The sequence below is a fragment of the Paenibacillus glacialis genome (genome assembly GCF_001637205.1).
Lineage (GTDB): Bacteria > Bacillota > Bacilli > Paenibacillales > Paenibacillaceae > Paenibacillus_AQ > Paenibacillus_AQ glacialis.
Genome location: NZ_LVJH01000043.1, coordinates 40,624 through 65,532, shown reverse-complemented (window position 1 = coordinate 65,532; position 24,909 = coordinate 40,624). Strand labels below are relative to the sequence as shown.

At 40.1% G+C, this 24,909-nt stretch carries 27 protein-coding genes; 24 read left to right on the top strand and 3 right to left on the bottom strand.

Annotated features, from left to right (window positions below):
- The first annotated feature begins 17 nt into the window (after window positions 1-17).
- The 18 genes from PGLA_RS19250 (at window position 18) to PGLA_RS19170 (ending at window position 15,122) form a co-directional block, all read left to right on the top strand.
- Window positions 18-974, top strand: coding sequence for a GNAT family N-acetyltransferase (locus PGLA_RS19250; RefSeq protein ID WP_068535997.1), 957 nt, complete (start codon window positions 18-20; stop codon window positions 972-974).
- A 267-nt stretch (window positions 975-1,241) separates the two neighbouring features.
- Complete coding sequence (locus tag PGLA_RS19245) at window positions 1,242-1,619, top strand: globin domain-containing protein (RefSeq protein WP_245700157.1); 378 nt, start codon at window positions 1,242-1,244, stop codon at window positions 1,617-1,619.
- A gap of 1 nt (window position 1,620) precedes the next feature.
- Entirely contained in the window at window positions 1,621-2,559 is a 939-nt protein-coding gene (locus PGLA_RS19240) for a bifunctional riboflavin kinase/FAD synthetase (RefSeq protein WP_068535993.1), read from the top strand.
- A gap of 211 nt (window positions 2,560-2,770) precedes the next feature.
- Window positions 2,771-3,418 carry a helix-turn-helix transcriptional regulator gene (locus PGLA_RS19235; RefSeq protein WP_068535991.1) on the top strand — a complete coding sequence of 216 codons (648 nt, stop codon included), beginning with the start codon at window positions 2,771-2,773 and terminating at the stop codon, window positions 3,416-3,418.
- A gap of 94 nt (window positions 3,419-3,512) precedes the next feature.
- A complete protein-coding gene (gene trhO, locus PGLA_RS19230) occupies window positions 3,513-4,391 on the top strand; it encodes an oxygen-dependent tRNA uridine(34) hydroxylase TrhO (protein ID WP_068536025.1) in 879 nt (292 codons plus the stop codon).
- Between the two features lie 470 nt (window positions 4,392-4,861).
- A complete protein-coding gene (locus tag PGLA_RS19225) occupies window positions 4,862-5,962 on the top strand; it encodes an amidohydrolase/deacetylase family metallohydrolase (RefSeq protein ID WP_068535989.1) in 1,101 nt (366 codons plus the stop codon).
- Window positions 5,940-7,043, top strand: coding sequence for a DgaE family pyridoxal phosphate-dependent ammonia lyase (locus PGLA_RS19220; protein ID WP_068535987.1), 1,104 nt, complete (start codon window positions 5,940-5,942; stop codon window positions 7,041-7,043). The genes PGLA_RS19225 and PGLA_RS19220 overlap by 23 nt, the downstream gene beginning before the upstream one ends.
- 1 nt (window position 7,044) lies before the next feature.
- On the top strand, window positions 7,045-7,800 hold the full coding sequence (gene dagF / locus PGLA_RS19215) for a 2-dehydro-3-deoxy-phosphogluconate aldolase (protein WP_068535985.1): 756 nt from the start codon (window positions 7,045-7,047) through the stop codon (window positions 7,798-7,800).
- Complete coding sequence (locus PGLA_RS19210) at window positions 7,793-8,809, top strand: sugar kinase (protein WP_068535983.1); 1,017 nt, start codon at window positions 7,793-7,795, stop codon at window positions 8,807-8,809. Before dagF ends, PGLA_RS19210 begins: the two co-directional genes overlap by 8 nt.
- Before the next feature lie 9 nt (window positions 8,810-8,818).
- Window positions 8,819-9,532: a GntR family transcriptional regulator gene (locus tag PGLA_RS19205; protein ID WP_068535981.1), complete on the top strand. Its 714-nt coding sequence runs from the start codon at window positions 8,819-8,821 to the stop codon at window positions 9,530-9,532.
- A 23-nt stretch (window positions 9,533-9,555) separates the two neighbouring features.
- Window positions 9,556-9,696, top strand: coding sequence for a hypothetical protein (locus tag PGLA_RS28155; RefSeq protein ID WP_161487958.1), 141 nt, complete (start codon window positions 9,556-9,558; stop codon window positions 9,694-9,696).
- Window positions 9,697-9,725: 29 nt separating this feature from the next.
- Window positions 9,726-10,421: a copper homeostasis protein CutC gene (locus tag PGLA_RS19200; protein ID WP_068535979.1), complete on the top strand. Its 696-nt coding sequence runs from the start codon at window positions 9,726-9,728 to the stop codon at window positions 10,419-10,421.
- 308 nt (window positions 10,422-10,729) lie between these two features.
- Window positions 10,730-10,903 (top strand): hypothetical protein, encoded by a 174-nt coding sequence (locus PGLA_RS28410; RefSeq protein ID WP_169810203.1) that lies wholly within the window; start codon window positions 10,730-10,732, stop codon window positions 10,901-10,903.
- A gap of 963 nt (window positions 10,904-11,866) precedes the next feature.
- Window positions 11,867-12,202: a hypothetical protein gene (locus PGLA_RS19190; protein WP_068535974.1), complete on the top strand. Its 336-nt coding sequence runs from the start codon at window positions 11,867-11,869 to the stop codon at window positions 12,200-12,202.
- A gap of 160 nt (window positions 12,203-12,362) precedes the next feature.
- Window positions 12,363-13,424, top strand: coding sequence for a chymotrypsin family serine protease (locus PGLA_RS19185; RefSeq protein WP_068535972.1), 1,062 nt, complete (start codon window positions 12,363-12,365; stop codon window positions 13,422-13,424).
- A 150-nt stretch (window positions 13,425-13,574) separates the two neighbouring features.
- Window positions 13,575-14,135, top strand: coding sequence for an SLOG family protein (locus PGLA_RS19180; protein ID WP_068536023.1), 561 nt, complete (start codon window positions 13,575-13,577; stop codon window positions 14,133-14,135).
- A gap of 132 nt (window positions 14,136-14,267) precedes the next feature.
- The gene (locus tag PGLA_RS19175; RefSeq protein WP_068535971.1) at window positions 14,268-14,552 is read left to right on the top strand and encodes a DUF6509 family protein; all 285 of its coding nucleotides are present in this window, start codon (window positions 14,268-14,270) and stop codon (window positions 14,550-14,552) included.
- A 42-nt stretch (window positions 14,553-14,594) separates the two neighbouring features.
- Complete coding sequence (locus tag PGLA_RS19170) at window positions 14,595-15,122, top strand: hypothetical protein (protein ID WP_068535969.1); 528 nt, start codon at window positions 14,595-14,597, stop codon at window positions 15,120-15,122.
- Between the two features lie 217 nt (window positions 15,123-15,339).
- Here PGLA_RS19170 and PGLA_RS19165 read toward each other — a convergent pair whose 3' ends face one another.
- The 3 genes from PGLA_RS19165 to PGLA_RS19155 are packed head-to-tail and all read right to left on the bottom strand — an operon-like array spanning window position 15,340 to window position 17,287.
- Entirely contained in the window at window positions 15,340-16,026 is a 687-nt protein-coding gene (locus tag PGLA_RS19165) for a hypothetical protein (protein ID WP_068535967.1), read from the bottom strand.
- Window positions 16,023-16,919 (bottom strand): ABC transporter ATP-binding protein, encoded by an 897-nt coding sequence (locus PGLA_RS19160; protein WP_068535965.1) that lies wholly within the window; start codon window positions 16,917-16,919, stop codon window positions 16,023-16,025. Before PGLA_RS19160 ends, PGLA_RS19165 begins: the two co-directional genes overlap by 4 nt.
- Entirely contained in the window at window positions 16,919-17,287 is a 369-nt protein-coding gene (locus tag PGLA_RS19155; protein WP_068535963.1) for a GntR family transcriptional regulator, read from the bottom strand. The genes PGLA_RS19160 and PGLA_RS19155 overlap by 1 nt, the downstream gene beginning before the upstream one ends.
- 269 nt (window positions 17,288-17,556) lie before the next feature.
- Between PGLA_RS19155 and PGLA_RS19150 the strand changes: the two genes are divergently transcribed.
- The 6 genes from PGLA_RS19150 (at window position 17,557) to PGLA_RS19125 (ending at window position 24,779) form a co-directional block, all read left to right on the top strand.
- Window positions 17,557-19,617 (top strand): methyl-accepting chemotaxis protein, encoded by a 2,061-nt coding sequence (locus tag PGLA_RS19150; protein WP_068535961.1) that lies wholly within the window; start codon window positions 17,557-17,559, stop codon window positions 19,615-19,617.
- A gap of 234 nt (window positions 19,618-19,851) precedes the next feature.
- Window positions 19,852-21,009: a cation:proton antiporter gene (locus PGLA_RS19145; RefSeq protein WP_068535959.1), complete on the top strand. Its 1,158-nt coding sequence runs from the start codon at window positions 19,852-19,854 to the stop codon at window positions 21,007-21,009.
- 192 nt (window positions 21,010-21,201) lie between these two features.
- Window positions 21,202-21,942 carry a glycerophosphodiester phosphodiesterase gene (locus PGLA_RS19140; protein WP_068535957.1) on the top strand — a complete coding sequence of 247 codons (741 nt, stop codon included), beginning with the start codon at window positions 21,202-21,204 and terminating at the stop codon, window positions 21,940-21,942.
- Window positions 21,943-21,945: 3 nt separating this feature from the next.
- Window positions 21,946-23,163: an SLC45 family MFS transporter gene (locus PGLA_RS19135; RefSeq protein WP_068535955.1), complete on the top strand. Its 1,218-nt coding sequence runs from the start codon at window positions 21,946-21,948 to the stop codon at window positions 23,161-23,163.
- 122 nt (window positions 23,164-23,285) lie between these two features.
- Complete coding sequence (locus PGLA_RS19130) at window positions 23,286-24,218, top strand: manganese-dependent inorganic pyrophosphatase (protein WP_068535953.1); 933 nt, start codon at window positions 23,286-23,288, stop codon at window positions 24,216-24,218.
- A gap of 243 nt (window positions 24,219-24,461) precedes the next feature.
- Window positions 24,462-24,779, top strand: coding sequence for a thioredoxin family protein (locus PGLA_RS19125; protein WP_068535951.1), 318 nt, complete (start codon window positions 24,462-24,464; stop codon window positions 24,777-24,779).
- The last annotated feature ends 130 nt before the right edge of the window (window positions 24,780-24,909 follow it).

Below are 24,909 nucleotides of genomic sequence, written 5' to 3'. Positions count from 1 at the left end.
AAAGAGGAAGTAATAGTATGAATAATTATGCGATTCGAAACTTTATGCCAGAAGATGTCCCAAGCATCTATAATGTTCAAGTAGCTTACAATAGAGTCTTTCAAGAAACGTCAGTAATTCCGGGTGAAGCGTACCTTTCTCCAGAATACGATAACGGAAATAACGTGGTATGCGCTATAAATAATAATGGGGTATTGGATGGACACGGGTCTATTTATCCTGTGTTTACTGCGGATAACAACAATACTAGCGCGGAAAATGTATTGTGGGTGGAAATCAAATATAATCCGTTAACTGCGGTTAGTAATGAAATAAGAGCAATATTGTTTCAACATGTAATGAAAAGGGCGAGTGAAATTAAGAAGAAAGCACTTCATAAAAACACAAAAATTTGCTTTACGTTCTTCCCTTCAGAGAAAAAAAGTTCAGAATATGTGCTTGATCAAGGTTTTATCGTTAGTGAAGGAATTTATCATATGGCAAGAAGTCTGGACCAACCCATAGAGACCTATCCTTTGCCTGATCATATTGAAGTTATTGAGTGGAAAATGAAAGAGGATAAGGAAATAGAAGAGTACATCCAAGCGTATAATATATCTTTTTCTAAGAAGCCATGGAACACAGAGGGGTTGCGACACTTCATGTTATCTGATCTGTGGACAGTGGGTACAACGTTATCTGCTTTTAATCATGGTCAATTGGTAGGTAGTATTATGCTTTATTGGAATGAAGAAAAGAATAAAGATGCAGAGGGAAAAAGTGCTTTTACAGAACAAATATTTGTGTTGCCTGATTGGCGTAGAAAGGGATTAGCTAAGCATTTGATCAGCAGAGGATTGGAGTATTTGGCAGGGAAAGAGATGAACGAGGCGCATCTTGAACTCCGGGCCAATAATGAGCATGCACTTCATATGTATAAGACGCTCGGGTATAAAGTTACTAAAAGTGAAATTATCGTAGAACGTGTAATTTAACAAAAATCTAATTGTTATAGGTGGCAGAGAAAGTTAGAACCAAGATAGGAATGTCAGATAGACGTAAAGTTCTCTATTAATATTAATACCTAAAAGGGCTGCCAATAGGCAGTCCTTTGTTCTGCTAACTAAATGTGTTTAGGGAAAACACTATACATTTTCAACATTGATGTATAGAATATATATAGTTATGAAGAGCATCTCAAATGTAATTGATTATATGAACGATAATATTATCGTATTTCAATAAATTTGGAGGGTATATCCGTGAACTTATTTAATGAACTTGGTGGACAGCAAGGGGTACGCAAACTAGTTGAATCCTTTTATCCAAAGGTGCTTAATGATCCTATAATATCGCCACTATTTCCAAAGGAAATATCGCCTGTTATGGATAAACAAGAAATGTTTTTGAGTCAGTTTTTTGGAGGACCGGATCTATATACAGCAGAATTTGGACACCCTAGAATGAGAGCGCGTCACATGCCTTTTAAGATCACACCAATCCATGCTGATGCATGGTTGTCTTGTATGAGCCAAGCCCTCGAGGAAACGGTTGATTCTGAACTGCTTCGAGAAGCCGTCATTGAACGATTGAAGGTATCCGCATACTTTTTCGTTAATTCAGCAGAAGAAGGGATATAAAGTGGAGTATATTGATGTTACATCAACACCCCCAAATGACTTAACGCCTTTAGTATTAGTCATAGGCAAGTTTGATGGTGTGCATAGAGGTCATTCCAAGCTTCTGAACACTGCAAGCGAATATAATGAGGGAATTGTAGCCGTAATGAGTTTTTCAGATCACCCTTCTTGGATTTTGAAGGGCGATCGAGAGTATGATAAGTCACTTACACCAATACATCATAAAATGTCATTATTGCAGGATCACGGTGTAGAGCGGTTTTACAACATTCAATTCACGAAAGAATATGCCCGGATTTCGGCGAAAGAATTTGTATTAGATCATTTAAGCAAATTGAACATTAAGCGAATCGTGGTTGGTGAAGGTTTCCACTTAGGAAAGGCAAGAGAATCAGATACGAACGATTTAATTAAACTTTGTGCACAAATAGGTATTCCTGTTACGGTAATTCCCCTTTTGCAAGAAGAAGGTAACAATATCAGTAGCACCACGATCCGTTCGCTTATTAGGAATGGCGAGGTGGTAGCGGCTAAGGGCCTATTGGGTCGACCTTATGTGGTAACAGGACATGTCGTTCACGGTGAAGCGTTAGGCAGAACATTAGGGTTCCCAACAATTAATCTAGCAGGGAAAGTAGACCGATATGTTCTTCCTAAACCAGGTGTTTATGTAGGCGTTGCTGAGATAACGGATAGCGATCATGGGATCGAACGTCACAATGCACTCATAAGTGCGGGTTACCGTCCTACGGTCAAAGGTGAAACGTATTTAATAGAAGCCTATTTATTAAATTTCTCTGGTGATTTGTACTCTAGAAAAGTTTCGCTATCTTTTCTAGAGTATCTACATGAGGAGATTAAATTCTCTAACTTGGATAAGTTGGTAGAACAAATGAAGCTTGACGAACGTAATGCATTCATATTTTTTGAAAATGAATGAAATCTCATAGCAATCGATAAAGATTAAACCCGGTTCTCACGATATGTATGAGAAGCGGGTTTGTATTGTTGTTTATTGGAAGATTCGATATCCGAGTAGAAGGATGGTTTCGAGTGAGTATGGAGACATTTTTTTGGGGAAATGGTACTATTGGAATATTCATTATGGATATAAAGATGCTAATAAGACGTTTATCGGATGGTGATTATGAATGACAACGATAGAGCAAGGACAGCTTTCGACGAGGGAGTACATTCTTCAGCTACTTAAGACGAAGGGTGATTTAAGTACCAAGGATCTTACTGAGGAATTAGGAATAACGGTTATGGCCGTCAGACGTCACATTCAATCGTTAGAAAGGGATAATCTCATTTCCTCAAAGACGATAAGACAATCGATGGGCAGACCTACAGCTGTGTATTGTTTGACCGAACATGCAGATGGCTTCTTCCCCCGTAAATATCATACATTAACACTTGATTTATTAGATGAACTTACTGATAGTTGTGGAGAACCGGCTATTGAACAGCTCTTTGAAGGGCGTAAAAATAAAATGGTTAAGAAATATGATGCAAGTATGGAAGGCAAAAATCTTGAACATCGAGTCTCGGCACTTGCGGAAATTCAGAATGACAATGGTTATATGGTCGAGTGGGAAAAGATCAATGATGAAGAATTTCTGTTAAAAGAACACAATTGCCCCATCGAGCAAGTAGCAACGAAGTATCAACATGCTTGCCGATGCGAATTGAAGTTGTTTGAATCGTTGCTGGGCGACGCAGAAGTAGAGAGAACCGAATGTCTTGCCAAGGGCGGACAACGATGCACTTATTTAATTAAAAAGAAAAAAGAAAGATAACAGTGAGATGTCTATGACATATCACTGTTTTTATGTAATCGAAGAAAATGAACTACATGTGCAATAAATAACTTTAAGATTGAAAGGTGGAAATATCGTGGATAAGTATCAAATCTTGTTGTTTTATAAGTTCGTAGAAATAACTAATTCCGAGCAGGAAGCCGCGAATCATTTGGCCTATTGCAAGAGTCTAGGTGTAAAGGGAAGGATATTAATCGCAGATGAAGGCATAAACGGCACGATATCAGGAACCATAGAGCAAACAGAGGAATATATGAGAGAAATGCTTAGTAACCCACTGTATTGTGATATGGTTTTTAAAATAGATCCGGCAGATGATCATGCATTCAGAAAAATATTTGTAAGACATAGAAAAGAATTAGTTACTTTGGAGTATAAGAATCCTATAAATCCTGCTGTCAAAAGTGGAAAGCGATTAGACCCCAAACAATTTCTTGCGTATTTGCAAAGGGAGGATGTCATCGTTGTTGACGGAAGAAATGATTACGAATATGATCTTGGACATTTCCGCAATGCGATTAAACCAGAGGTCGAAACGTTCAAGGAATTTCCTGAGTGGATCAATGAGAATCTAAGCGAATTTAAGAATAGACCGATTCTGACTTATTGTACCGGTGGTATCCGTTGTGAGAAATTAACGGGTGTACTCTATGATCAAGGTTTCACAGATGTCTATCAGCTAGATGGTGGAATTGTAACCTATGGTAAAGACCCAGAAGTAAAAGGGAAATTGTTCGATGGTAAATGTTATGTGTTTGACGAGCGGATGTCCGTAACCATAAACCATACGGATGAAGATACGCTGATAACTGCGTGTAAACATTGTCACAAACCTTCCGCCCATTATATTAACTGCACGAATAACGAATGTGATGCGAAGTATATTTGTTGCGAGGATTGCGAAGAGGAGATGCAGGGTTTCTGTTCGAGCGAATGTCAGGAGATCTTATAGAGGTAAAGTGAGATAATCTGAGAGCGCAAAGAGGATAGACTTACAACCGTGTCTCATTAGGGTCTTGTAGTTAGATACTCTATAGAATTCAAATGAGTCCCTAAGGTGATCACCTTAGGGACTCATTTGAATTCTATTACCTGGAAATTCTCCACCTAATTTACGGTTTGAAGTCATAATAATGGAGTATCGGTTAAATTAACTGGATGTTTTCCCGTTAAATGAAATTAGTATCCAGACAAGGATACGATATGCTCTTCTGATATTGTTAACGGAAGGAATCAGGACCTGACGTTTATTTATATGTATTAAGTAAATGCGCTTACAAACATTATAACGTTATATTTACTTAACCCATCTTCTGTGGTATTCTGAATTCATTAGTCAATGGATACTTCGTATATTTGAAGTAGATAGATTGGATAGAGGAACACGTAGAGTAGTGGTTAGCCATTGGGGGGTGAGAGTAAGTGACTGACAGATTAGTGTTGCGAAATGCGAAGCTTGTTAATGAACAATCCGTGGATATCGTCATCGAGAATAACAAGATTGTTGAAGTGACGGATGCAGGTGAAGTAGCCGGACAAGATGGTTTTGATTGTTCAGGATTATATGTCTCTAGCGGATGGATTGATATGCATGTACATGCGTTTCCAGAATTCGATCCTTACGGTGATGAGATCGATGAGATTGGCGTTAAGCAAGGGGTAACAACGATCGTTGATGCAGGAAGTTGCGGCGCAGATCGCATAGCTGATCTGCGAGCTAGTGGAATCAAGGCAAAGACGAATTTGTTTGCTATGTTGAATATTTCTCACATCGGACTCCTACAAGTGGATGAATTATCACGCTTGGAGTGGATCGATCTTGAGAAGGCGGAACAAGCGGTCCGCGATAATCAAGATATTATAGTTGGCTTGAAGGCACGTATTAGCAAGAGTGTCGTCAAGGACAGCGGTATTGAGCCACTTCGACTAGCGAGAACACTATCAGAGAGGTTGTCTCTTCCGATCATGGTTCATATCGGGTCGGGACCGCCAAGAATTGAGGAAGTACTGGCTTTACTTACAGAGCGGGATATCATAACTCATTATTTGAACGGCAAGCCGAATAATTTGTTTGATGTGGAAGGTCAACCACTTAAGGAATTGCTGGATGCGGTTGACCGAGGTGTACATCTTGATGTCGGACATGGAACGGCCAGTTTCTCGTTCAAAGTTGCGGAAGCTGCGAAGCGTGCGGGCATCAGACCGAACACGATCAGTACCGATATTTACCGTGGTAATCGATTGAATGGTCCGGTGTACAGCTTGTCGAGCGTGTTGACGAAGTTCCTTTACTTGGGTTACAGCTTGGAAGAGGTTATCGCTGCAGTGACCGTCCATGCCGCGCAATGGCTGAATAAGCCAGAGCTTGGACGAATTCATCCTGGAGATGTAGCCAATCTCACGCTGTTCGCTGTCAATCAAGGAGACGTTACCCTAACGGATTCCGAGGGAGAACAACGAATCGCGAACACCTATATTGAAGCAAAAGGAGCGGTTGTGAATGGCACATTCATTAAATGCTAAATATGGATTGAAGCGGGTTATCAATGCAAGCGGGCGAATGAGTATTCTAGGTGTATCCGCCCCGACAGATACGGTTATGGAAGCCATGAAGCAAGGCGGACAGCAGTATGTGGAGATTGCCGATTTGGTTGATAAAGCGGGAGACTATATTGCTAATATTCTCGGATCGGAAGCAGCCGTTGTAGTCAATTCGGCATCCAGTGGAATCGCACTTTCCGTCGCAGCAATCGTGACGCAGGGAGACCGCCGCAGAAGTGAACGGCTCCATCAAGAGCCGATCGTGAAGAATGAGATCATTATGCTGAAAGGACATAATGTGCAGTACGGCGCTCCTGTGGAGACCATGGTTTATTTGGGTGGTGGGAGAATCACTGAAGTAGGTTATGCCAACGAAGGGCGTAAGGAACATATTGAAGATGCTATTTCCGATCAAACGGCAGCTATTCTGTATGTGAAGTCACATCATTGCGTGCAGAAGAACATGATTTCTGTGGAAGAAGCATGGGAAATTGCTCAACGCCGTGGCATTCCGCTTATTGTGGATGCTGCAGCAGAAGAAGATATCCGTAAGTATGTGAAGGTATCCGATCTGGTAATTTACAGCGGATCCAAAGCGATAGAAGGACCAACATCGGGTATAGTTGGCGGCAAACGCTGCTTTATCGACTGGCTAAAGGTACAACTCCATGCGATCGGTCGCAGTATGAAAGTAGGTAAAGAGACTACTTTCGGACTGCTTCAGGCCTTGGATGAATATATGAACAAAGAAGATAAGAGTGAACAGGAAAAAGCATCATTAGAAGTATTGATGCCATTGTCTAAACTTCCTGGTATTAAGGTATCGGTCGTGCAAGATGAAGCAGGCAGAGCCATCTACCGTGGCCGCGTTCATATCGATCAGCAAGTCGCTTTCAAATCAGCTAAAGAAGTGAACGATCAGCTTCGTGAAGGTGGTATTGCAATATATACCCGTGATTACGGTGTTCGGCAAGGATACTTTGACATTGATCCCCGTCCTTTGCAAGGTGATGATATTCAGGTTATTGCAACAACAATCCAAGAAATCGTAGGAGGTAATTAATATGTCTCAAATGGAAAAGCGTCTTTATAAAAATCGGGTGGCACTAAACGTACTGGCTAACAACATTGAGAATGCAAAAGAGATATTCGAGGCAGCTGAAGGGCATGTTCTCGTTGGGGTATTATCTAAGAGTTACCCAAATGTACAAGAAGCCGTAGTAGCAATGAAAGCGCATGGAGCAGTTATTGATGATGCCGTTTCGATCGGACTCGGAGCAGGTGACAATCGTCAAGCTGGAGCCGTTGCTGAAATTGCTAAGAGTTATGGGGGAACGCATATTAATCAAGTGTTCCCTGCTGTAGGTGCGACGCGCGCTAATCTCGAAGGTCGAGATAGTTGGATTAACAGTCTTGTCTCCCCATGTGGCCGTGTAGGTTATGTGAATATCTCTACGGGACCTATCAGCGCAGGGAACACGGAGCAAGCTATTGTTCCTATCAAAGCAGCGATTGCACTCGTACGCGACATGGGTGGCAACGCGCTGAAATATTATCCGATGGAAGGTCTGAAATTTATAGACGAGTATCGTGCAGTGGCAGAGGCTTGCGCAGAAGAAGGATTCGCGCTGGAACCGACGGGTAGCATCGATATGGAGAATTTCGAGGAAATCGTGGAAATCGCTCTAATAGCAGGTGTTCAACAGGTGATTCCACACGTGTATTCCTCTATAATTGATAAAGAAACAGGTAACACGAATCCAGAAGACGTACGCGTATTATTCGACATATTGAAGAAACTGGTCGAACGCCATGGCTAAGCGGATTGCGGCATTCGGAGAGGTTATGATGCGGATGCAAGTGCCAGGTTATGAATCACTTGCTCAAGCAAGCTCGTTACAATATTCCTTCTCCGGAACTGGAGTAAATATTGCTTCTGCTCTATCTCGGTTCGGTCATTCCAGTTATCTCGTCTCTACGTTGCCCAACAATTCTATAGGCGAAGCTGCCACAGCTTACTTGCGTAAGCTTGGCATCCAGACATCATTTCTCAGCAGAGCTGGTAAATACGTGGGCATGTATTTTCTAGAGAATGGGTTCGGCATTCGTCCGAGTAGAGTGACTTATTCGGATAGACTTGGAAGTAGCTTCAACACCTCAGCACCGGACACCTATGATTTCAGCAAGATTGCCCAGGAAATTGATATTGTCCATTTCTGTGGTATTACATTGGCTATGAACGATTCGGTGCGCGATCAGATGAAGGAGTTTGCTAGTGAAGTAAAGAAGAGTAGCGGAACGGTCGTGTTTGATTGCAACTTCCGTCCATCCCTCTGGGGTACGGATGGGTACACCTTAGCAAAGCCGCACTACGAGGAAATGCTAGGTTTTGCCGACATTGTGATGATGAATGAGAAAGATGCGATATTCACCCTCGGAATGGAGACGCAGGAAGTGGAGTCATTGGCGCAACTGAAGGATCTTATACCGAAGGTGGCAGAGAAGTATGGTATTTCCGTGATAGCGGGTACGCACCGCTTAGTTAACCGTGATAATACGCATTCACTCAGAGGTTATATATATAAAGAAGGCGCATTTGAATTTTCTGAAATGCTAACGTTTTCTGTATATGACCGCATTGGAGCGGGGGATGCTTACGCAAGTGGCATCATTCACGGAGAATTGAGCGGGTTTACGACAGAGCGTACGATTGCTTATGCATCAGCGGCAGCCATGCTGGCTCATACAGTAGTTGGTGATACGCCGACTTCGACCGAAGCCGAGGTACTCCAGGCGATGACGGACAAAGCGTTTGATGTAGAAAGGTAGTGACGACGCATGTCCATTACACGCAAAAAAGGGCCTTTATATCTCCAAATAAAGAAGATTATTAAAGATCGGATTTTACAAGGTGTATATCCACTCGGCACGATTATACCTTCAGAACCACAATTAGAGAACGAATTCAATGTTAGTAAGATGACGGTTCGCAATGCGATTCAAAAGCTTGTTCAAGAGGGATATGTGGACAAGCGTAGCGGGATAGGCACAAAGGTCATTAGCAACACATCGTTTACTAAATGGTCAAAAGGAAAGAACTTTACAGAAATTTTGGTCGGCGAAGGCCATAAAATTGAGAAAAGACTTTTGGGATCAGAGATCGTTCGCAATGATGAAGATACGGAGTTATTCGAAATGTTCGGAGAGCAATGTGTACGAGTTGAACGTCTTTATATTTTGGACGGGAAGCCGTACATCCATTATGTGCACTTTCTCACTTCTGACATCCCAAATGTAGAGTTGGAAGGGTTAGATATCCAGTCTTTGTACGATCTCATCGAAGAACACAATATTGAACTCGAGAACTTTCGGGACCGCTTTACTGTTGCGGTTGCATCGGTTGAATCGGAGAACCTGCTCGGAATTCCGGCAGGAACGCCTCTACTAAAGAGGCTCCGTTACTCTTACGATTCCGAAGGAAGAGTCATTGAATACAGCATTGGACATTATAATACGGAATTGCAGCATTACCTTGTCAGCTACGACGTGTAAGTGATAGCAAGGATGATTGATTTATGCGTGCTCCTTTTCATAAGTTTAATGAAACCGTACGACAACAATTTGTTGAAGTGATTAACCAAGCCGTGGTTATGAGGTTACCTTTTACCAATGTATGTACAGCAAGAGCAACAGTATCAGCAGAGCGGCGCATATGATTATGATTAGGATTAAGGGGGTCAATTAGATGCTGTTAGAGGTTATTGCTACCACAGTCGGGGATGCCATTATGGCGGAACGCGGAGGTGCTGATCGGATTGAACTAATTACGGCTATACGTGAAGGTGGCTTGACACCGAGTATTGGCCTAATAGAGTGCGTTAGGGAGGCAGTGTCTATCCCCGTACGGGTTATGGTGCGACCGCATGCTCGTTCATTTTATTATGATAAAGAAGATATCGAAACGATGAGACGTGATATAGAACGGATTGGTGCGGTCGGAGGGCTAGGCATTGTCATAGGGATGCTTCGACCAGATGGAACGGTAGATGAAGAGAATCTAAAGATTCTTTTGGATGCTGCAAACGGTATGGAGGTTACCTTCCACAGAGCATTTGATGAGGTTCGGGATCAATCAGAGGCATTAGATGTTCTTCTACATTATCCTGAGATTACAGATATACTAACATCTGGAGGATTTGATGCTGCACCGGAAGGTGCTGATCAGCTTGCAAAGCTTACAAGTCTAACGGAAGGTAAGTCCATTTCGATTATGGCGGGTGCAGGTTTAACTGGACAAGGCCTAGAATCATTTCTTCAGCAATCGGGTGTAAGCCGTGTGCATTTCGGTTCAGCCGTAAGACAAGGTGGCGACCCGATGAAACCTTTTGATGCGGAGCGTCTGCAATATATCCGTACAATTATTAATCAATGGAAAAGGTAAATTAATCAGTCCTAACCAAGTGAAAAAGCCTTCAATACCAATGTAAACGTGGTAATGAGGCTTCTTTATTGTTGTTTTTCTAATTATTATGGGCTCAGCTCATTAGCTATGTTAATACCGAAATTATTCGGTCAATCTTTAAGTGTATTGAAAAAGAAATACTCCGATAGTTTAGAATTTTTAACGATTAAAGGGCATTTCTATACTCTTTATAACATAGCTAGTACTTCTCAGGATGATTGTATAGAAGAGGAAATAGATGGGAAAGTTATGGATGAGTGTCTGAAATAGGAAAGGAGTGAAACCTAATGGATGTTACGCTGGGGGCCGATGAGGTTATTGAGCGCATCAGGAAGCTTCAATCCAATGGAGAAACAGTAGGTAAGAAACAAGTGAAGCAAAGTGATCCTGAGTTAATGCGGAACGCATTGTTTTATTTCCCGAGTTGGGATCATGCATTAAAGAATGCAGAGACATACTAATTGCACATGAGTGCAAAAGAGAGAGCCGAGCAATCCAGGTATTCACGTCACGCCTGAGATCCTCGGCTCTATTCCTTGTTCGTTTGAGATATCATTATTGTTTCATACGATCTTTGCAAATAGTATGATCAACGCAATCGTTCTTTGAGTTCGAAGCTCATGCAAGGTCTCCCAGAAGAAGAGAGAACAGCGGTGCTTGGCATGGTTTTTGTTTTGAAACCGAAAGCTTTACATCCTTTAGGTAGTTGTGGATCCCAGGTGACATAATAATAGGAACATTTCGTACAATCAATACGCTGTGACTCAGACATGTAGTACCCCTTTAATCGAATAAGATAAATTCATTATACTGACTCTCACAAAGTAAGTGTTAGATAAATTTGAATGCAAAAAAGAACGATTTCCTATAATGAGTTTAATGAATATTTCGTATATTCATTAAACTCATTAATGGAGGTCGTTCATGACACATCATGAATAACAAATTCAAAAAAAGACGTATCTGAAAACAAGTTATTGCCCATGGATGGAATAGAGAATAAATACACTATAAAATACAGCATAAAATACACCGATACCTACGAAGATAAGAAATATTTGACTATCTCGTTTACTTTTAGGGGATACCATACCACATCAGCTCCTTAATTGTTTATAAGACAATTGTGAAAGTTTTGTGTCTTTTGTTAATTATTGAACATTCTGTGACAGAAAACAAATACGCATTTTAGATGAATAGAAAGCGCATTCAATATATGACAAGAGTAGCCGAGGTATTAGCCTATGATCTCGACAGCTTGAGTATGATGTGATTACAATTTTTAGAGAATTAGTTGGCGTGTGATTTCCCTTTGTGTGTGTGCTGTTCATTTATAATAAATCTAAAAAATGATGAAAATGGATAGGGTGAAATGACCCACGCGATTCTCCCTTGCTTAGCATTACTTATAAGCAGGAGGTGAGATGATGAAAAAAGTATTAGTACTGAAGAAAACAAATGCAAGGATTAAAAAAGTTAGAGTCATCGCGAATAGAGCTAAGCCAACACAGAATCTTGGGGATGGTTTTTTCCGGTTCGTATATTCTAGAACGATTGGGCCTAACACGTATTTCACATTTACTTTTAATGGAGGTACTCTGAAGCCTGTGAGTGGTGGATGGTGGATTGAAAGAAATAACTCATTACCTGCCTATGCTACGGCTAACTACTCATTAAATGACAATCAATGGGTCGTAGTCGTCTATAACCCAACTAACATTTCAAGACAAATCGCATTTACGTTTATAGCTAAAACATAGAACTGTCTATTATATCTCATGACACGTAAAGTAGTTTCCTCGTACGGGGGAAGCTACTTTTTTATCTATATAAAATTGTCCAATTTTAAATGTTTGAAACGCCTATAAACAATTGCCTCATCTGGAATACAATAACGTATCAAAATGGAAAAGGTGATGAATATTGGCAACTTTTTTTGCGGCACATGCGATGAAAGAACGTATGTCTCGTGCGATGTTAGCAAGATCTGAAGTACATGGTATTGGTGTTGGTTATCATGATCCCAGAAATCCTAAGAAAGGCGCAGCTGTCATTATCTATACCAATACGCTGTCTCCCACAATGCTCAGACTTTCATCCACTCTGACCATGACGACAAAAGGAAAAGTGGTAACTGTGCCTGTTAGGTTCGTGAAATCAGGAAAGATACAAGCTTATGTTGATTATAAAAAGAGAATACGCCCCATTCCAGCTGGTTATAGTATTGGAACTATTGGTGGTTCTGGTAGCGTAGGTCTGATCGTCACCAATGTACCCAATGCTAGTCAACGTTTTATATTTAGCAATAATCATGTCTTGAATCCCAGTAATTCCAGTGCGATGACAGAAACATTACAGCCTGGGGGGGCCGATAATGGACAATTAGGAAGAGATACTGTCGGTAGATTATATCGATATGTAAAGTTACAGAAAAACAAAAGTAACTGGGTGGATATAGCCTTATCTATCCCACGAACCAACCGTTTGTTAAGTCCCCGATATGCAACGGTTGGTGTTCTCCCCGGGTATGTAACGACATATCGAGTAGGCGAGAGGTTTAAGAAAGTAGGTCGTACAACGGGGTTGGTAAGCGGTGTTGTGGATTCTATAAATACAGATTTTCAAATTGATTATGGTGACAGTCTAGGGACTCTTAACTTTAAGAGTCAGACGGTAGTTAGAGGGAGGAACCCGGTATCCTTGCCAGGAGACTCAGGATCTGTGTGGCTAAGAGAGCGTGATAATTATGCTGCGGCTGTGAACTTTGCAGGTAGTAACGATGGGCGTGTATCTGTAGCCTTCCCGGTCAATTGGGCGATGAAGATATTCAAGACTCGAATAGCACGTCCCGATGGAGCAGGATACGTCAAAAGAGTGAAGAAGGATAAGTCACCACGTTCTTATGCCCGTCAACTTACAGCAAGAGAACTTGCATCATTGAAGGTACTACGGGCTAGAAGCAAGAAACGGAAAAGAACCTAACTCAACAATGGGCTAGGTTCTTTTCCTAACTATAAGCGTATTTGATTTTAGATAGTAAACATGGACAGTGATGAAGCGGGAATCTATACTAAACAGATTGAACAGAAGTTGGTTGTAAAGAAATCAAAGATATTCAAAGGGAGCTTAGAAATGAAAAATCTCCTCGTTACAGGTTATCGGGCACATGAACTGAATATTCATGATCAAAAACACAAAGGCATTCCTTATATAAAGAAAGCCATCATTCGAAAACTGATTCCTCTCATTGAGGAGGGTCTTGAATGGGTAATTACGCCGGGTCAATACGGAGTGGATTTATGGGCATGTGAGGCAGTTATAGAACTTAAACAACAATATCCTCAGTTGAAATTATCCATAATCACTGCATTCTTGAATCAAGAAGAGAAATGGAAGGACACCAAAAAAGATTATTATAATGGAATCTTACATCGTGTAGATTATTATGCTGCGGTGAGTAAGCAACCTTACGACGGAATTTGGCAGTTCACAGCGAGGGATGATTTATTGTTTAGAAAAACAGACGGAATTTTGCTTCTATATGATGAAGACGCAGGTGAAGGAAGTCCAAAATTTTTTAAAGAGAAGGCCTTAAAGAAGCAAGACAATGAGGGATATCAATATATGAATATCAGTTCGGAGGATATTCAAAGCATTGCGGATGAAGAAAACTTAAGTATGGATTATAATTAGTGATTTATTTTGAAAGAAATGACAAATACTATACGTATAGACTCCAATGTGTGTTTCGGTCGTTCAATTTAGATCATATTATGGTATGATGAGGTATTGTTCCCCTCTTTAGGGATCTGAAAGGATGAAGATATGTTAACGATTACGAATCATACTGTGAAATTGATTAAGGACCCGTTCAAGATTTTGACCGGTGAACGCTACGAATTCATTCTCGAGCTTGATGTTCCTGAGGATGATGAACTATATTTTGAGAACGGATTGAATGTAAGAGTGATCTACACGGTAGAAGAGACTCGGACAGGCATCGTGAAATATGAACTCTTAGAAAGAACTTCAGAGAAATATGTTGAGTTCGATTTGGAAGACGATGAGCTTGAATTGGTTGATACTTTTTGCAAAGAGCACTTATCTTAAAAGTCACACTCCGCTAACAATCTCGCTATAGGAGGGAAAGGCATGAATCGGAACGTTCAATCCGTACCATTTGGTTATGAACCGCCGCAGGAGAAGCAAAAGGGCACATTAATTTACTATGATACTTTTGAAGACACGACGGATATTGAATTAGATCTTGCAGTTGATAGTATAGAGCGATATTCATTTGATAAGCTTGTGCTATATCCTCTACATGAGGAAACGGTAAGGCGGATGCGAAAAGAACCGGTAAGTGCTTTTCACAAGCGAGAGAAAAGGTTACACGAATGGAAAAAAGGTCGAGACTACTCGAAAGTAGTGATTGATGGTTGGGAAGGAAAGCGGAAGAAATATACACCTATGGATTCTGCTCTTCGGCTTCTAACAGAGAAATATAAGGCACCATATTTTCTATACATAACACCAGAGACAGCGAATCTATTCGCAACATTTGCGTCCTTTGAGGAATGGATTGTTAAGATTCGACTTCTGTTAACGACGGAGCCCCGTGATATCCATCCGAAACTTGCGGAATATGAACATCGATGGAGTGTTATTGTGTCCTCATAAGGCTCAATATACGATAAAAGTGTGTAGTTGTTAATATGATTGTTAATAACTAGGATAATTATGTGGATAAACCAGGTATATAATGTTAATAAGTAGATATAATTGTTGATAATATATTCCAAATTGTGCATAACTATGTGGGTGAGTCTTTTCTTGAAGTGAATTGAAAAAAGTTGTTCAGAATATTTGTTCTGGACAACTTTTTTTTGTTTCGGAATTATATAGTTGATTTGCGCAGTAACAAATACGATAGAATAGCACAACAGATGGTGAGGGGAATCATCCAGAGGGCTATATCAAAGGCAGAGACATGGTTCAACCAACGAATGAGAGTATCCACCCATTGATACTGATAGAACGAAAATCCGCCTGTACCGAATAATAATGCTACCAATACGACTAAGATTAACATGCCCAATCCACCGTATCGGCGATGCACACTAGATATTGATAAGCCCACGAAATACATAAACATCATGATAATGAAGTAGATGCATAATTGTTCAACTAACGTCCCGTCGTTTAAGTATGGAATGTTAAAGAAATGCAAGAATCCACCCCAATGATTTGTCAGTCGTTCAATTAGCGAAGCTATACACAAAAGGCAAGCCATTATAGCACTTACGAGAGTGATCATTGTCGTAGTACCTAAGAAGTAATTCTTTCTAGTAATACTTAATCCAAGTGCGAAAGGAAAGGTCTGTGACAAGGTGATCGTACCCATAACAAATATATAAATGTAAATCGGTATAACCCCACCAGTATAAATCTGAGTTGAATTGCTTGGAATGAAGCTTACGATTAGATTAATAACGAAGTTGAATAATAAGATGGATAGAGGGATGTAAAACCACGTCACCTTATCTCGGGCATGCATTTTTAATACACTCATCGTTCTATTCATTCGTGGATCGCCACCTTTCCTTCTATCCTACCGTTTGTCATATGAATGATGAGCTGTTGCAAAGAGATAGAGCTCAGTTCTAGCCCAAGAGTATTCGCTTGTTGTTGATCTCTGACACTGAGTCTTGTCATGATGGTAGCCGACATTAACCCACCAAGGGGTTTGCGATCAATGACATTTCTTCCAACTACAAAGGATTCTACAGATGTTGTAGAACCAACAACTGTAAACGCCAATCCGCGAAGTTCGTCGGCATCCTCGTCAATAATCAACTTGCCATTGTCAATAACCATCACGTGTTCTAACATTTGGCTTACCTCATCAATCAGATGGGTGGACAAGATAATGGTTCTTGGGTATTTACCGTAATCCTCTAACAATTGTTCGTAGAACAAGCCTCTAGAAACGGCATCAAGTCCTAAATAGGGTTCGTCAAACATGGTGAGTGGGGCACGACTTGCTAGACCGACAACAATACCGACGGATGACAGCATCCCTCTAGATAATTTCTTTATCTTCTGTGTTAGAGGAAGTCTGAATAGCTCGATTAAGGAGTAGGCATAGTCACGATCCCAATTCGGGAAAAAGGATGAAGAGATTTCAAGTAGATCGATAATACGATAGCTGTCTGGATACTTCTGGCTCTCTTTGATGAAGCAACATTGGCTGAGAACCCGGTTATTCTCATAGGGATGCTCTCCAAAAACCTGTAAATCTCCACTCGAAGCAAATTGTTGTGCTGTGATTAAATGCATAAGGGTTGTTTTACCGGCCCCGTTTCTACCGAGAAGCCCGTATATTTTGTTCGATTCTATGGAGAAGCTGACATCCTGAACTGCAGCTACTTTCCCATAGGTTTTCGTAAGCCCTTTGACTTCAATTACGGTACTCATTATGATTTATCCCCTCTCCGAATCATATCCGTCAATTCCTCTGCTGTAATTCCCAACTTCTCAGCCTCTCGAACCATGGTCACGATATACTGTTCGAAAAATTGTTCTCTACGTTTCTCCATTAATTTCATACGTGATCCGGACGCTACAAACATGCCAATTCCCCGTTTCTTATACAGAATTTCTTGGTCTACTAACAGATTTACACCTTTTGCAGCTGTCGCGGGATTGATGAGATAGAAAGACGCGAATTGATTGGTTGAGGGGACTTGTGATTCTTCAGGTAATTGCCCTTGAATGATGTCATTTTCAATTCGTTCGGCAATCTGCATATAAATAGGTCTGCTGTCATCTATTGAGAATCCCATTGCATCACAACCTCCATTTTGATCACTCCTGATAACAGGTTAGTTACTTATGTAATTAACCATATAAGTAAATAACGCGATTGTCAATAGTTACCTTTTATATAAAACCAGACCAATATAACGGACTAACTGCATCTTCAGTAATGGATAGGGTGACTTATTATTTTATTTTGGTGCTTATATAATGACATAATTCTTCCGATATCTATTAAAGCGTGATAGTTATCATATCTATTATTTATCAAATCACAGCAGAGGGGTAATGTCAGATGAAGAAATTTAGTGAATGGAATCAGAGAATGAAGAATGTATCGTTAAGAATAAAGCTTCCTTTGTATGTTATTATGCTTGTTCTTATTGTACTAGTTGGAACTAGTTCTCTGTTATATTTGGCGGGGTCAAATTTACTTCTTAATAAAAGTAAAGATGAAATGAATGCGAATGCGGATCGTATTGGGGAGAGTTTATTTTCAACGGTTAAATTAGAGAAACAGTCAACATACTTACTATCTATTCATAATTCTTTTAAAGATTTATTGAAAGATAGAGCTGAAAGTAAACTACCTGACAAGGAATTCCTATCTGCTCAAAACGAACTATTTACGAAATCTAATAAAATTCTAACGGAAAGTATAAAAGGAACTCAGGGTATTCAAGCTTTTATGGTGTTGGATAAAGAAGGTATAGTCGTTGCAAGTAATAGTCCGAAGCCGATTGGGATTAACAACTCAGACCGGGAGTACTTTCAGAAAGCGATCAAGGGGGAATCCTTTGTTAGTGATGCACTTATATCTAAGTCGACTAATAGTTTAATCGTTGTGTTTGCGCAACCTATTAAAGATGATGATGGTTCAACATTAGGGATATTAATTAGTAATATAGACGCATCCCTTTTCGTTAGTGAGCTCGAAGGCATTAGTATCAACGAAGAAGGAATTATATATATCTTAAGTCGCGAAGGAACTGTGGTATATCATTCCAAAGATGAAGCAGCTGTAAGTAAGAAAGTGGAAGCGACTGAAATAGTAGCGTTAATGAAAGAAAAGGCAACAGATACCATTCTACGAGATAATATTGAGTACCCAGATAAATATATGCGTTACTCTAAGATTCCGATTGCGGATTGGACTGTTGTCGTCGAGGATAGTTATAAGGATATTGAAAATCCACTGCAACAATTGTTCCGACAGATTACGGTAGTCACTATATTTGCCCTTATACTTGCTTGTATAGTTGGAGTTCTCATATCTAGGATCATTACAAAACCGATCGCGAGACTTACGAACTTATTCAAAAAATTAGCTTCTGGAGATTTAACGGTTTCAGCAGAGGGAAGGTACAACAGTGAGTTCAAGGAGTTAGCTGATAGTTTTAATGTGATGGTGAATATGAATAGACAGCTCATTTCTAACATGAACAGTACCATTGATGTTCTAAATATGAGCACGCAAGAGTTGGAGAGAGCGTCTAAGCAAACTGCGAATTCCATTGAAGAGACAGCTACAACTACGATGGAGATTGCCAAAGCTACGGAATCTCAATCCAATGACACAGAGCAAATCGTAGATAGATTTAATGAAATAGGTGACAAAATTAACAATATCAATACGAGATCGCAGTCTGTTAAAGACAGCGCAGAGGATATTATTGAGGTCTTCGACCGTAATAAAGAGGTTATCGGTCATTTGATTCAGAACAATCAGAAGAATGATGAAGAAGTACGTAAGATTTCTTCCATCACTTCCAAACTTGAAGAAAGTTCAAGGAACATCAATGACATCACAGGAGCGATAAAGAATATCGCAGCACAGACCAATTTACTCGCACTAAATGCTTCGATTGAAGCGGCAAGAGCAGGGGAGTACGGAAGAGGGTTTGCAGTAGTTGCTACAGAAATTCGTAAGCTGGCGGAACAAAGCTCGAAGCAGTCGGGTGAAATTAATGCTATTATTGAACAAACACTTCAGTACGTTGTAGAGAATAACCAGAGTGTGATAGAAATTAGAGATATCTCAACTAAGCAGAATGAATTTGTTAGTCAAACGGAAACGGCATTTGATACGATATGGCACAACGTTATTGAGATTACGGATCAGATAAGACCGATGGCTGATGAAATGAGTGATATTGAGAATAATAAGAACACGGTGTTAGAATCTGCACAAAGTCTATCAGCTTCGGGAGAAGAAGTATCTGCATCCGTTGAAGAAGTAACAGCGACCATCAAGGATCAATCAGCCATGGTAAACAGTTTATCTGACATGGTCGAAACCATTGATAACTTGAGCAAAGAATTGATGGAAGCAGCATCTCGCTTTAAAATAAAGTAATTTCTAAGACAAGTGTAAATGTAAAAAGGTTTACAAAATTATAAGATTTCTTTATAATTAAATTATAAGTTTTAATTATATGTTTGTGTTTATTTATGGAGGAGCCTGTCACCAAGGGCTCCTCCTGTTTATTTTTGGGGAGCCTGAATTTTAGGGCTCCTCTTTTTTTGTTGTAGGCTTCCTTATAAGAACTAATCATTGAGGGCATTTTAGATACAGAGAGGGAGATGGAGTATGGAGTTTGTTTTTTATCTTGTACTTATTTTATTGTTTACGAAAGTGGCGGGAGATCTATCTGTTCGATTAGGTCAGCCTGCTGTATTGGGTAAATTAATCATTGGTGTTGTCTTGGGGCCGGCGGTATTAGGTTGGATTCCAAACGATAGCAGCTTTATTCATTACATGTCGGAAATCGGTGTGTTGTTGCTTATGTTCATAGCGGGCCTAGAAACAGATGTGGATCAGCTTCAACGGGATTGGAAGTCAGCGCTTGCTGTTGCCGTAGGGGGGATATTCCTTCCCTTTGTTGGAGGGTTTGCAGTCGCGCAAATTTTCGGATTCCCCAACAGCTATGCTCTTTTTATGGGAGTGATATTCAGTGCTACTTCCGTAAGTATTTCTGCTCAAGTACTCAAAGACATGAACAAACTGAATTCGCGTGAAGGCACGACCATTCTGGGAGCTGCAGTGGTAGATGATGTTCTTGTCGTTATTTTATTAGCTGTAATGATGAGTTTACTGGGCACAGGTACGGACGTGAACCTCGGTTTGCTTATCGGTAAGAAAGTATTGTTCTTTGTCGTTATTATTGTCGTAGGAGCATTCATTGTACCTAAACTAATGAAGTTGCTCTCCAAACTGAAAGTAACGGAAGCAACCGTTACAGCTGCCTTGGTTATTTGCTTTGGTTTTGCTTATTTCGCAGATATCATGGGTATGGCTGGAATCATTGGTTCCTTTGCAGCAGGTATAGCGATTTCACAAACATCATTTAAACATACTGTGGAACATAAAATAGAACCTATTGCGTATGCCATATTTGTCCCTGTCTTTTTTGTCAGTGTTGGACTTAATGTATCCTTTGTAGGTGTTGGACAACAAATTGGATTTCTAATTCTTCTCTCATTGGTTGCTATTATGACCAAATGGGTAGGTGGAGGACTTGGAGCACGTTTCACTGGTTTTAGTAGACAGTCGTCGATTGCCATCGGAGCGGGAATGATATCAAGAGGTGAAGTAGCTTTAATCATAGCGGCAACAGGTTTGGAAGCCGGTTTACTTCAACCGGAATATTTCACTTCAGTTATTATTATGGTTATTCTCACCACGTTGGTTACACCTCCTTTATTGAAATATATGTTTCGTGAACCGGTAAGCGTAAAGGGAAAGTAAACATCCCATAGCTCTTCAAAATTTCCATAAAGATTCTCCATCTGATAAAGAATGGAGGATCTTTTTTGTTGTTGTTGATTCTTTAAATCCCAACCCTATCATCATGTCAATTTTTACATTCTAATGATGTATTTCACCACAATAGAAACTATAATATTAACGAAGGTAATTTACGATATGGGGGTACGGAGGATGAAGAAGAAGGTAATCAACTATGCGCATCGAGGCGCGTCAGCAGTGTGCCCTGAGAATACGATGGCGGCATTTATTAAGGGTCTTGAACTTGGAGCAACGGGAATCGAAACGGACGTTCAAATGACCAAAGACGGACATTTGGTGCTGATCCATGATGAAACTATCAATCGCACTACAAATGGGTCGGGTTATGTAAAAGACATGACACTTGAACAGCTATCCGTGTTAGATGCGGGCTCTTGGTTCGGAGAGTCTTTCGAGGGTGAACATATTCCCACACTAGAAGATTTACTAAAGCTTCTTCATCAACGTGACACAATATTAAATATTGAATTGAAAAACGGTATATTCATGTACCCAGGTATGGAGGAGAAGGTAATCAACCTTGTGCGGCAATATGAAATGTCCGATAGGGTTGTATTCTCAAGCTTTAATCATTACTCTTTAGCATTTTGCAAAAGTATTGCACCAGAAATTCGGACCGGAATTCTGTATATGGAAGGTTTATATCGTCCGTGGGAATATGCTTCAACATTAGGTGCAGATGCCCTTCATGCCTATCATTATGCTGTGCTGCCTGAGTTTATTGTGGGAGCTACTCAACATGGTAAGGAGTATTGTCCTTTTACTGTCAATGAACCCGAGCGGATGAGATCTCTGATTGAAGCGGGTGTTGCTGGTATCATAACAGACTATCCAGAGCGACTAGCTGAATTATTATCCAATAGAGGAGAGTGACGTGTGAAGAGAACATGGCTGCTGGGTTTTGGGTTCTTTAGTATTAGTATTACATGGGCATTGTATAACGCCTTTGTTCCTTTTTTTCTTGAAAACTATGTACAAAGTGTAGCAGTCGTCGGATTCTTAATGACCATTGATAATTATTTTGCTCTATTTCTACAGCCATGGATAGGCAACAGAAGTGATCATACGACAACCCGATACGGTAGAAGAATACCTTATTTGCTAATAGGAATGCCCTTAGCTGCCATCTTTACGGCTATTATTCCCTTTCACACGGGACTTTTCACCCTCTTGCTATTTATGATACTAATGAATCTTGCTATGAGTTTGTATCGTTCACCAACGGTGGCACTGATGCCAGATACTACTTTAGAGAATAAACGTACGAAAGCTAATGGAATTATCAATTTCATGGGTGGGGTTGGTTCTGTTATTGCGTTTGGTGTGGGGTCCATGTTGTATGACTACCATAAGTCGTTACCTTTTATTGCAGCCGGATTATTGACTCTTATTTGTCTCTTAGTTGTCTCACGTACGATACGGGAATCCAGAGATTCTGTGAACACACCTTCGGTTACACTCGTGCCGGGAAAGAAACCACGTATCTCTTTGAAAGGACAGCTCGACCGTACTACGGTATTTTTACTAGCGGCTATATTCTTCTGGTTCGTCGCCTATCAAGGCGTTGAGACGTTATTTACACTCTACGGCAAAAATTATTTAGGACTAAGTGAGAAAGCCTCGTCTTTTTCCCTGACCTTTTTCTCATTAGCATTTGTAATATTCGCTATACCGAGTGGCTTTTTGGGTAATCGATTTGGTAAAATAAAAATGATAATTACGGGGATATGTGGCCTATTTGTTGTCTTTGCTCTTGTGATCTTGGTGAAAGATTTACTGATACTTCGTCTTCTATTAGTTCTTGGAGGTATGTTCTGGGCATGCATTAATATCAATTCGTATCCTTTCATCATTTCAACTGGAAAAGAAGAGAGTATTGGTACGCGAACGGGGTTGTATTACTTGGTATCCTCTTTAGCTGCTATATCATCTCCACCGTTGCTAGGTATGATGATCGATAGTTTCGGGTACTCCATACTATTCTATTGTGCATCGGCAAGTATGCTGGTGGCGTTAGGATTTATACTTATGGTTAGACATCAAAAAGAATCTTTGAATGTGCCAAACAATGGGCTACCAACAAAGACTTTTTAACTATTTTTAATTATTCACTGTAAAGGAATTGGATTAAGAAGGATTTGAAGTTATACTTAATAACAGGACAATCATTCTTGCATTTTTCTTATATTGACCACGAGAAGGAGAGAATAATTATTATGACGAAGGTTCTTATTTTTGGACACAAAAATCCAGACACAGATACGATCTGCTCTGCTATTGCCTATGCTGAACTAAAGAATGCACTAGGTGTAGATGCAGAACCTGTACGATTGGGTACAATTAGTGGGGAAACACAATATGCATTGAATCATTTCAATGTGAAAGAACCCCGCCTTGTTGAGACGGTATCAAATGAAGTAGAAGAAGTTATTCTAGTAGATCATAATGAACGTCAGCAAAGTGTTAGTGATATTGATCAGGTTCGTGTGATCGAGGTTATCGATCATCATCGTATTGCGAACTTTGAGACGAGTCATCCTTTGTATTACCGCGCAGAGCCAGTGGGTTGTACAGCAACTATTTTAAATAAAATGTACAAGGAAAAGGGAGTAGCTATCCGTAAGGAAATCGCAGGGTTAATGTTATCTGCTATTATTTCAGATTCCCTTCTCTTGAAATCCCCAACTTGTACCGACGAAGATGTGGCTGCAGCGAAGGAATTAGCTGAAATTGCTGGTGTGAACTTAGAAAGTTATGGTCTGGAAATGCTTAAAGCGGGTGCTGATCTTAGTGATAAGACGATCCAACAATTAATCTCACTTGATGCTAAAGAATTTCAAATGGGCAACTACAAAGTGGAGATTGCTCAAGTGAATGCGGTAGATACCAATGATGTATTGGTTCGTCAAGCTGAATTAGAAGCTGCACTATCTAGTGTAGTGTCTGAGAAAGGCTTGGATCTATTCGTATTCGTCGTTACCGATATCCTAAATAACGATTCTGTAGCATTAGCAATCGGAAATGTAACACATGCGGTTGAACAGGCATATGATGTCCAATTGGTTGATAACAAAGCGCTACTTAAAGGTGTAGTATCACGTAAATTGCAAATTGTGCCTGTATTAACAGAGACATTAAATAAACTGTAAGGTTTAGAAGAAAAAGCGTAAGTCATTGCCGATATTCGGCGTGATTACGCTTTTTTTGTGCTGTGAAATGAGTAAAGATCTAAAGAAGTGGGGTTTGGATTGATCCTTATGGAGCATACTGAGTTTGCAAAAGGAAAAATAATCGTTATTATAGAAATAAGTGTTGACGAATGTGAAATTTGTCATTGCAATTTAAAATGATGATCCTAGAGAAATGGGATCGTACATAGGGGGAGCAACAAGATGGAAAGAATCCAAACAGAGGAACAGTACCGTCAATTGACGCAGGGCGATGAATGGACTGTCATTAAATACGATGCAACTTGGTGCCCAGATTGTAAAACGTTAGACAAATTTATGGGCGGAATTATTGATAACAATCCCGATAAAAGGTTCTATGCATTGGATGTTGAACAATTCCCTAATATTTCTGAGGAGAATGATGTTCGTGGAATTCCAAGTCTGCTAGTGTACCGTAATGGAGAAAAGAAAGCGCACCTACATAGTAAATTTGCTAAAACCCCGACTCAGATTACTGAATATTTAGATTCAATCAAGTAAACAACGTAAATAAACAATACCCCTATCCTATGGATAGAGGGTATTTGTGTAATTTTTGTGTTTTGTAAAGATTGATACCTAATATAAGGAGTATTTAAGGGCAAGAATGAATGTATAACGATAGGAGGAA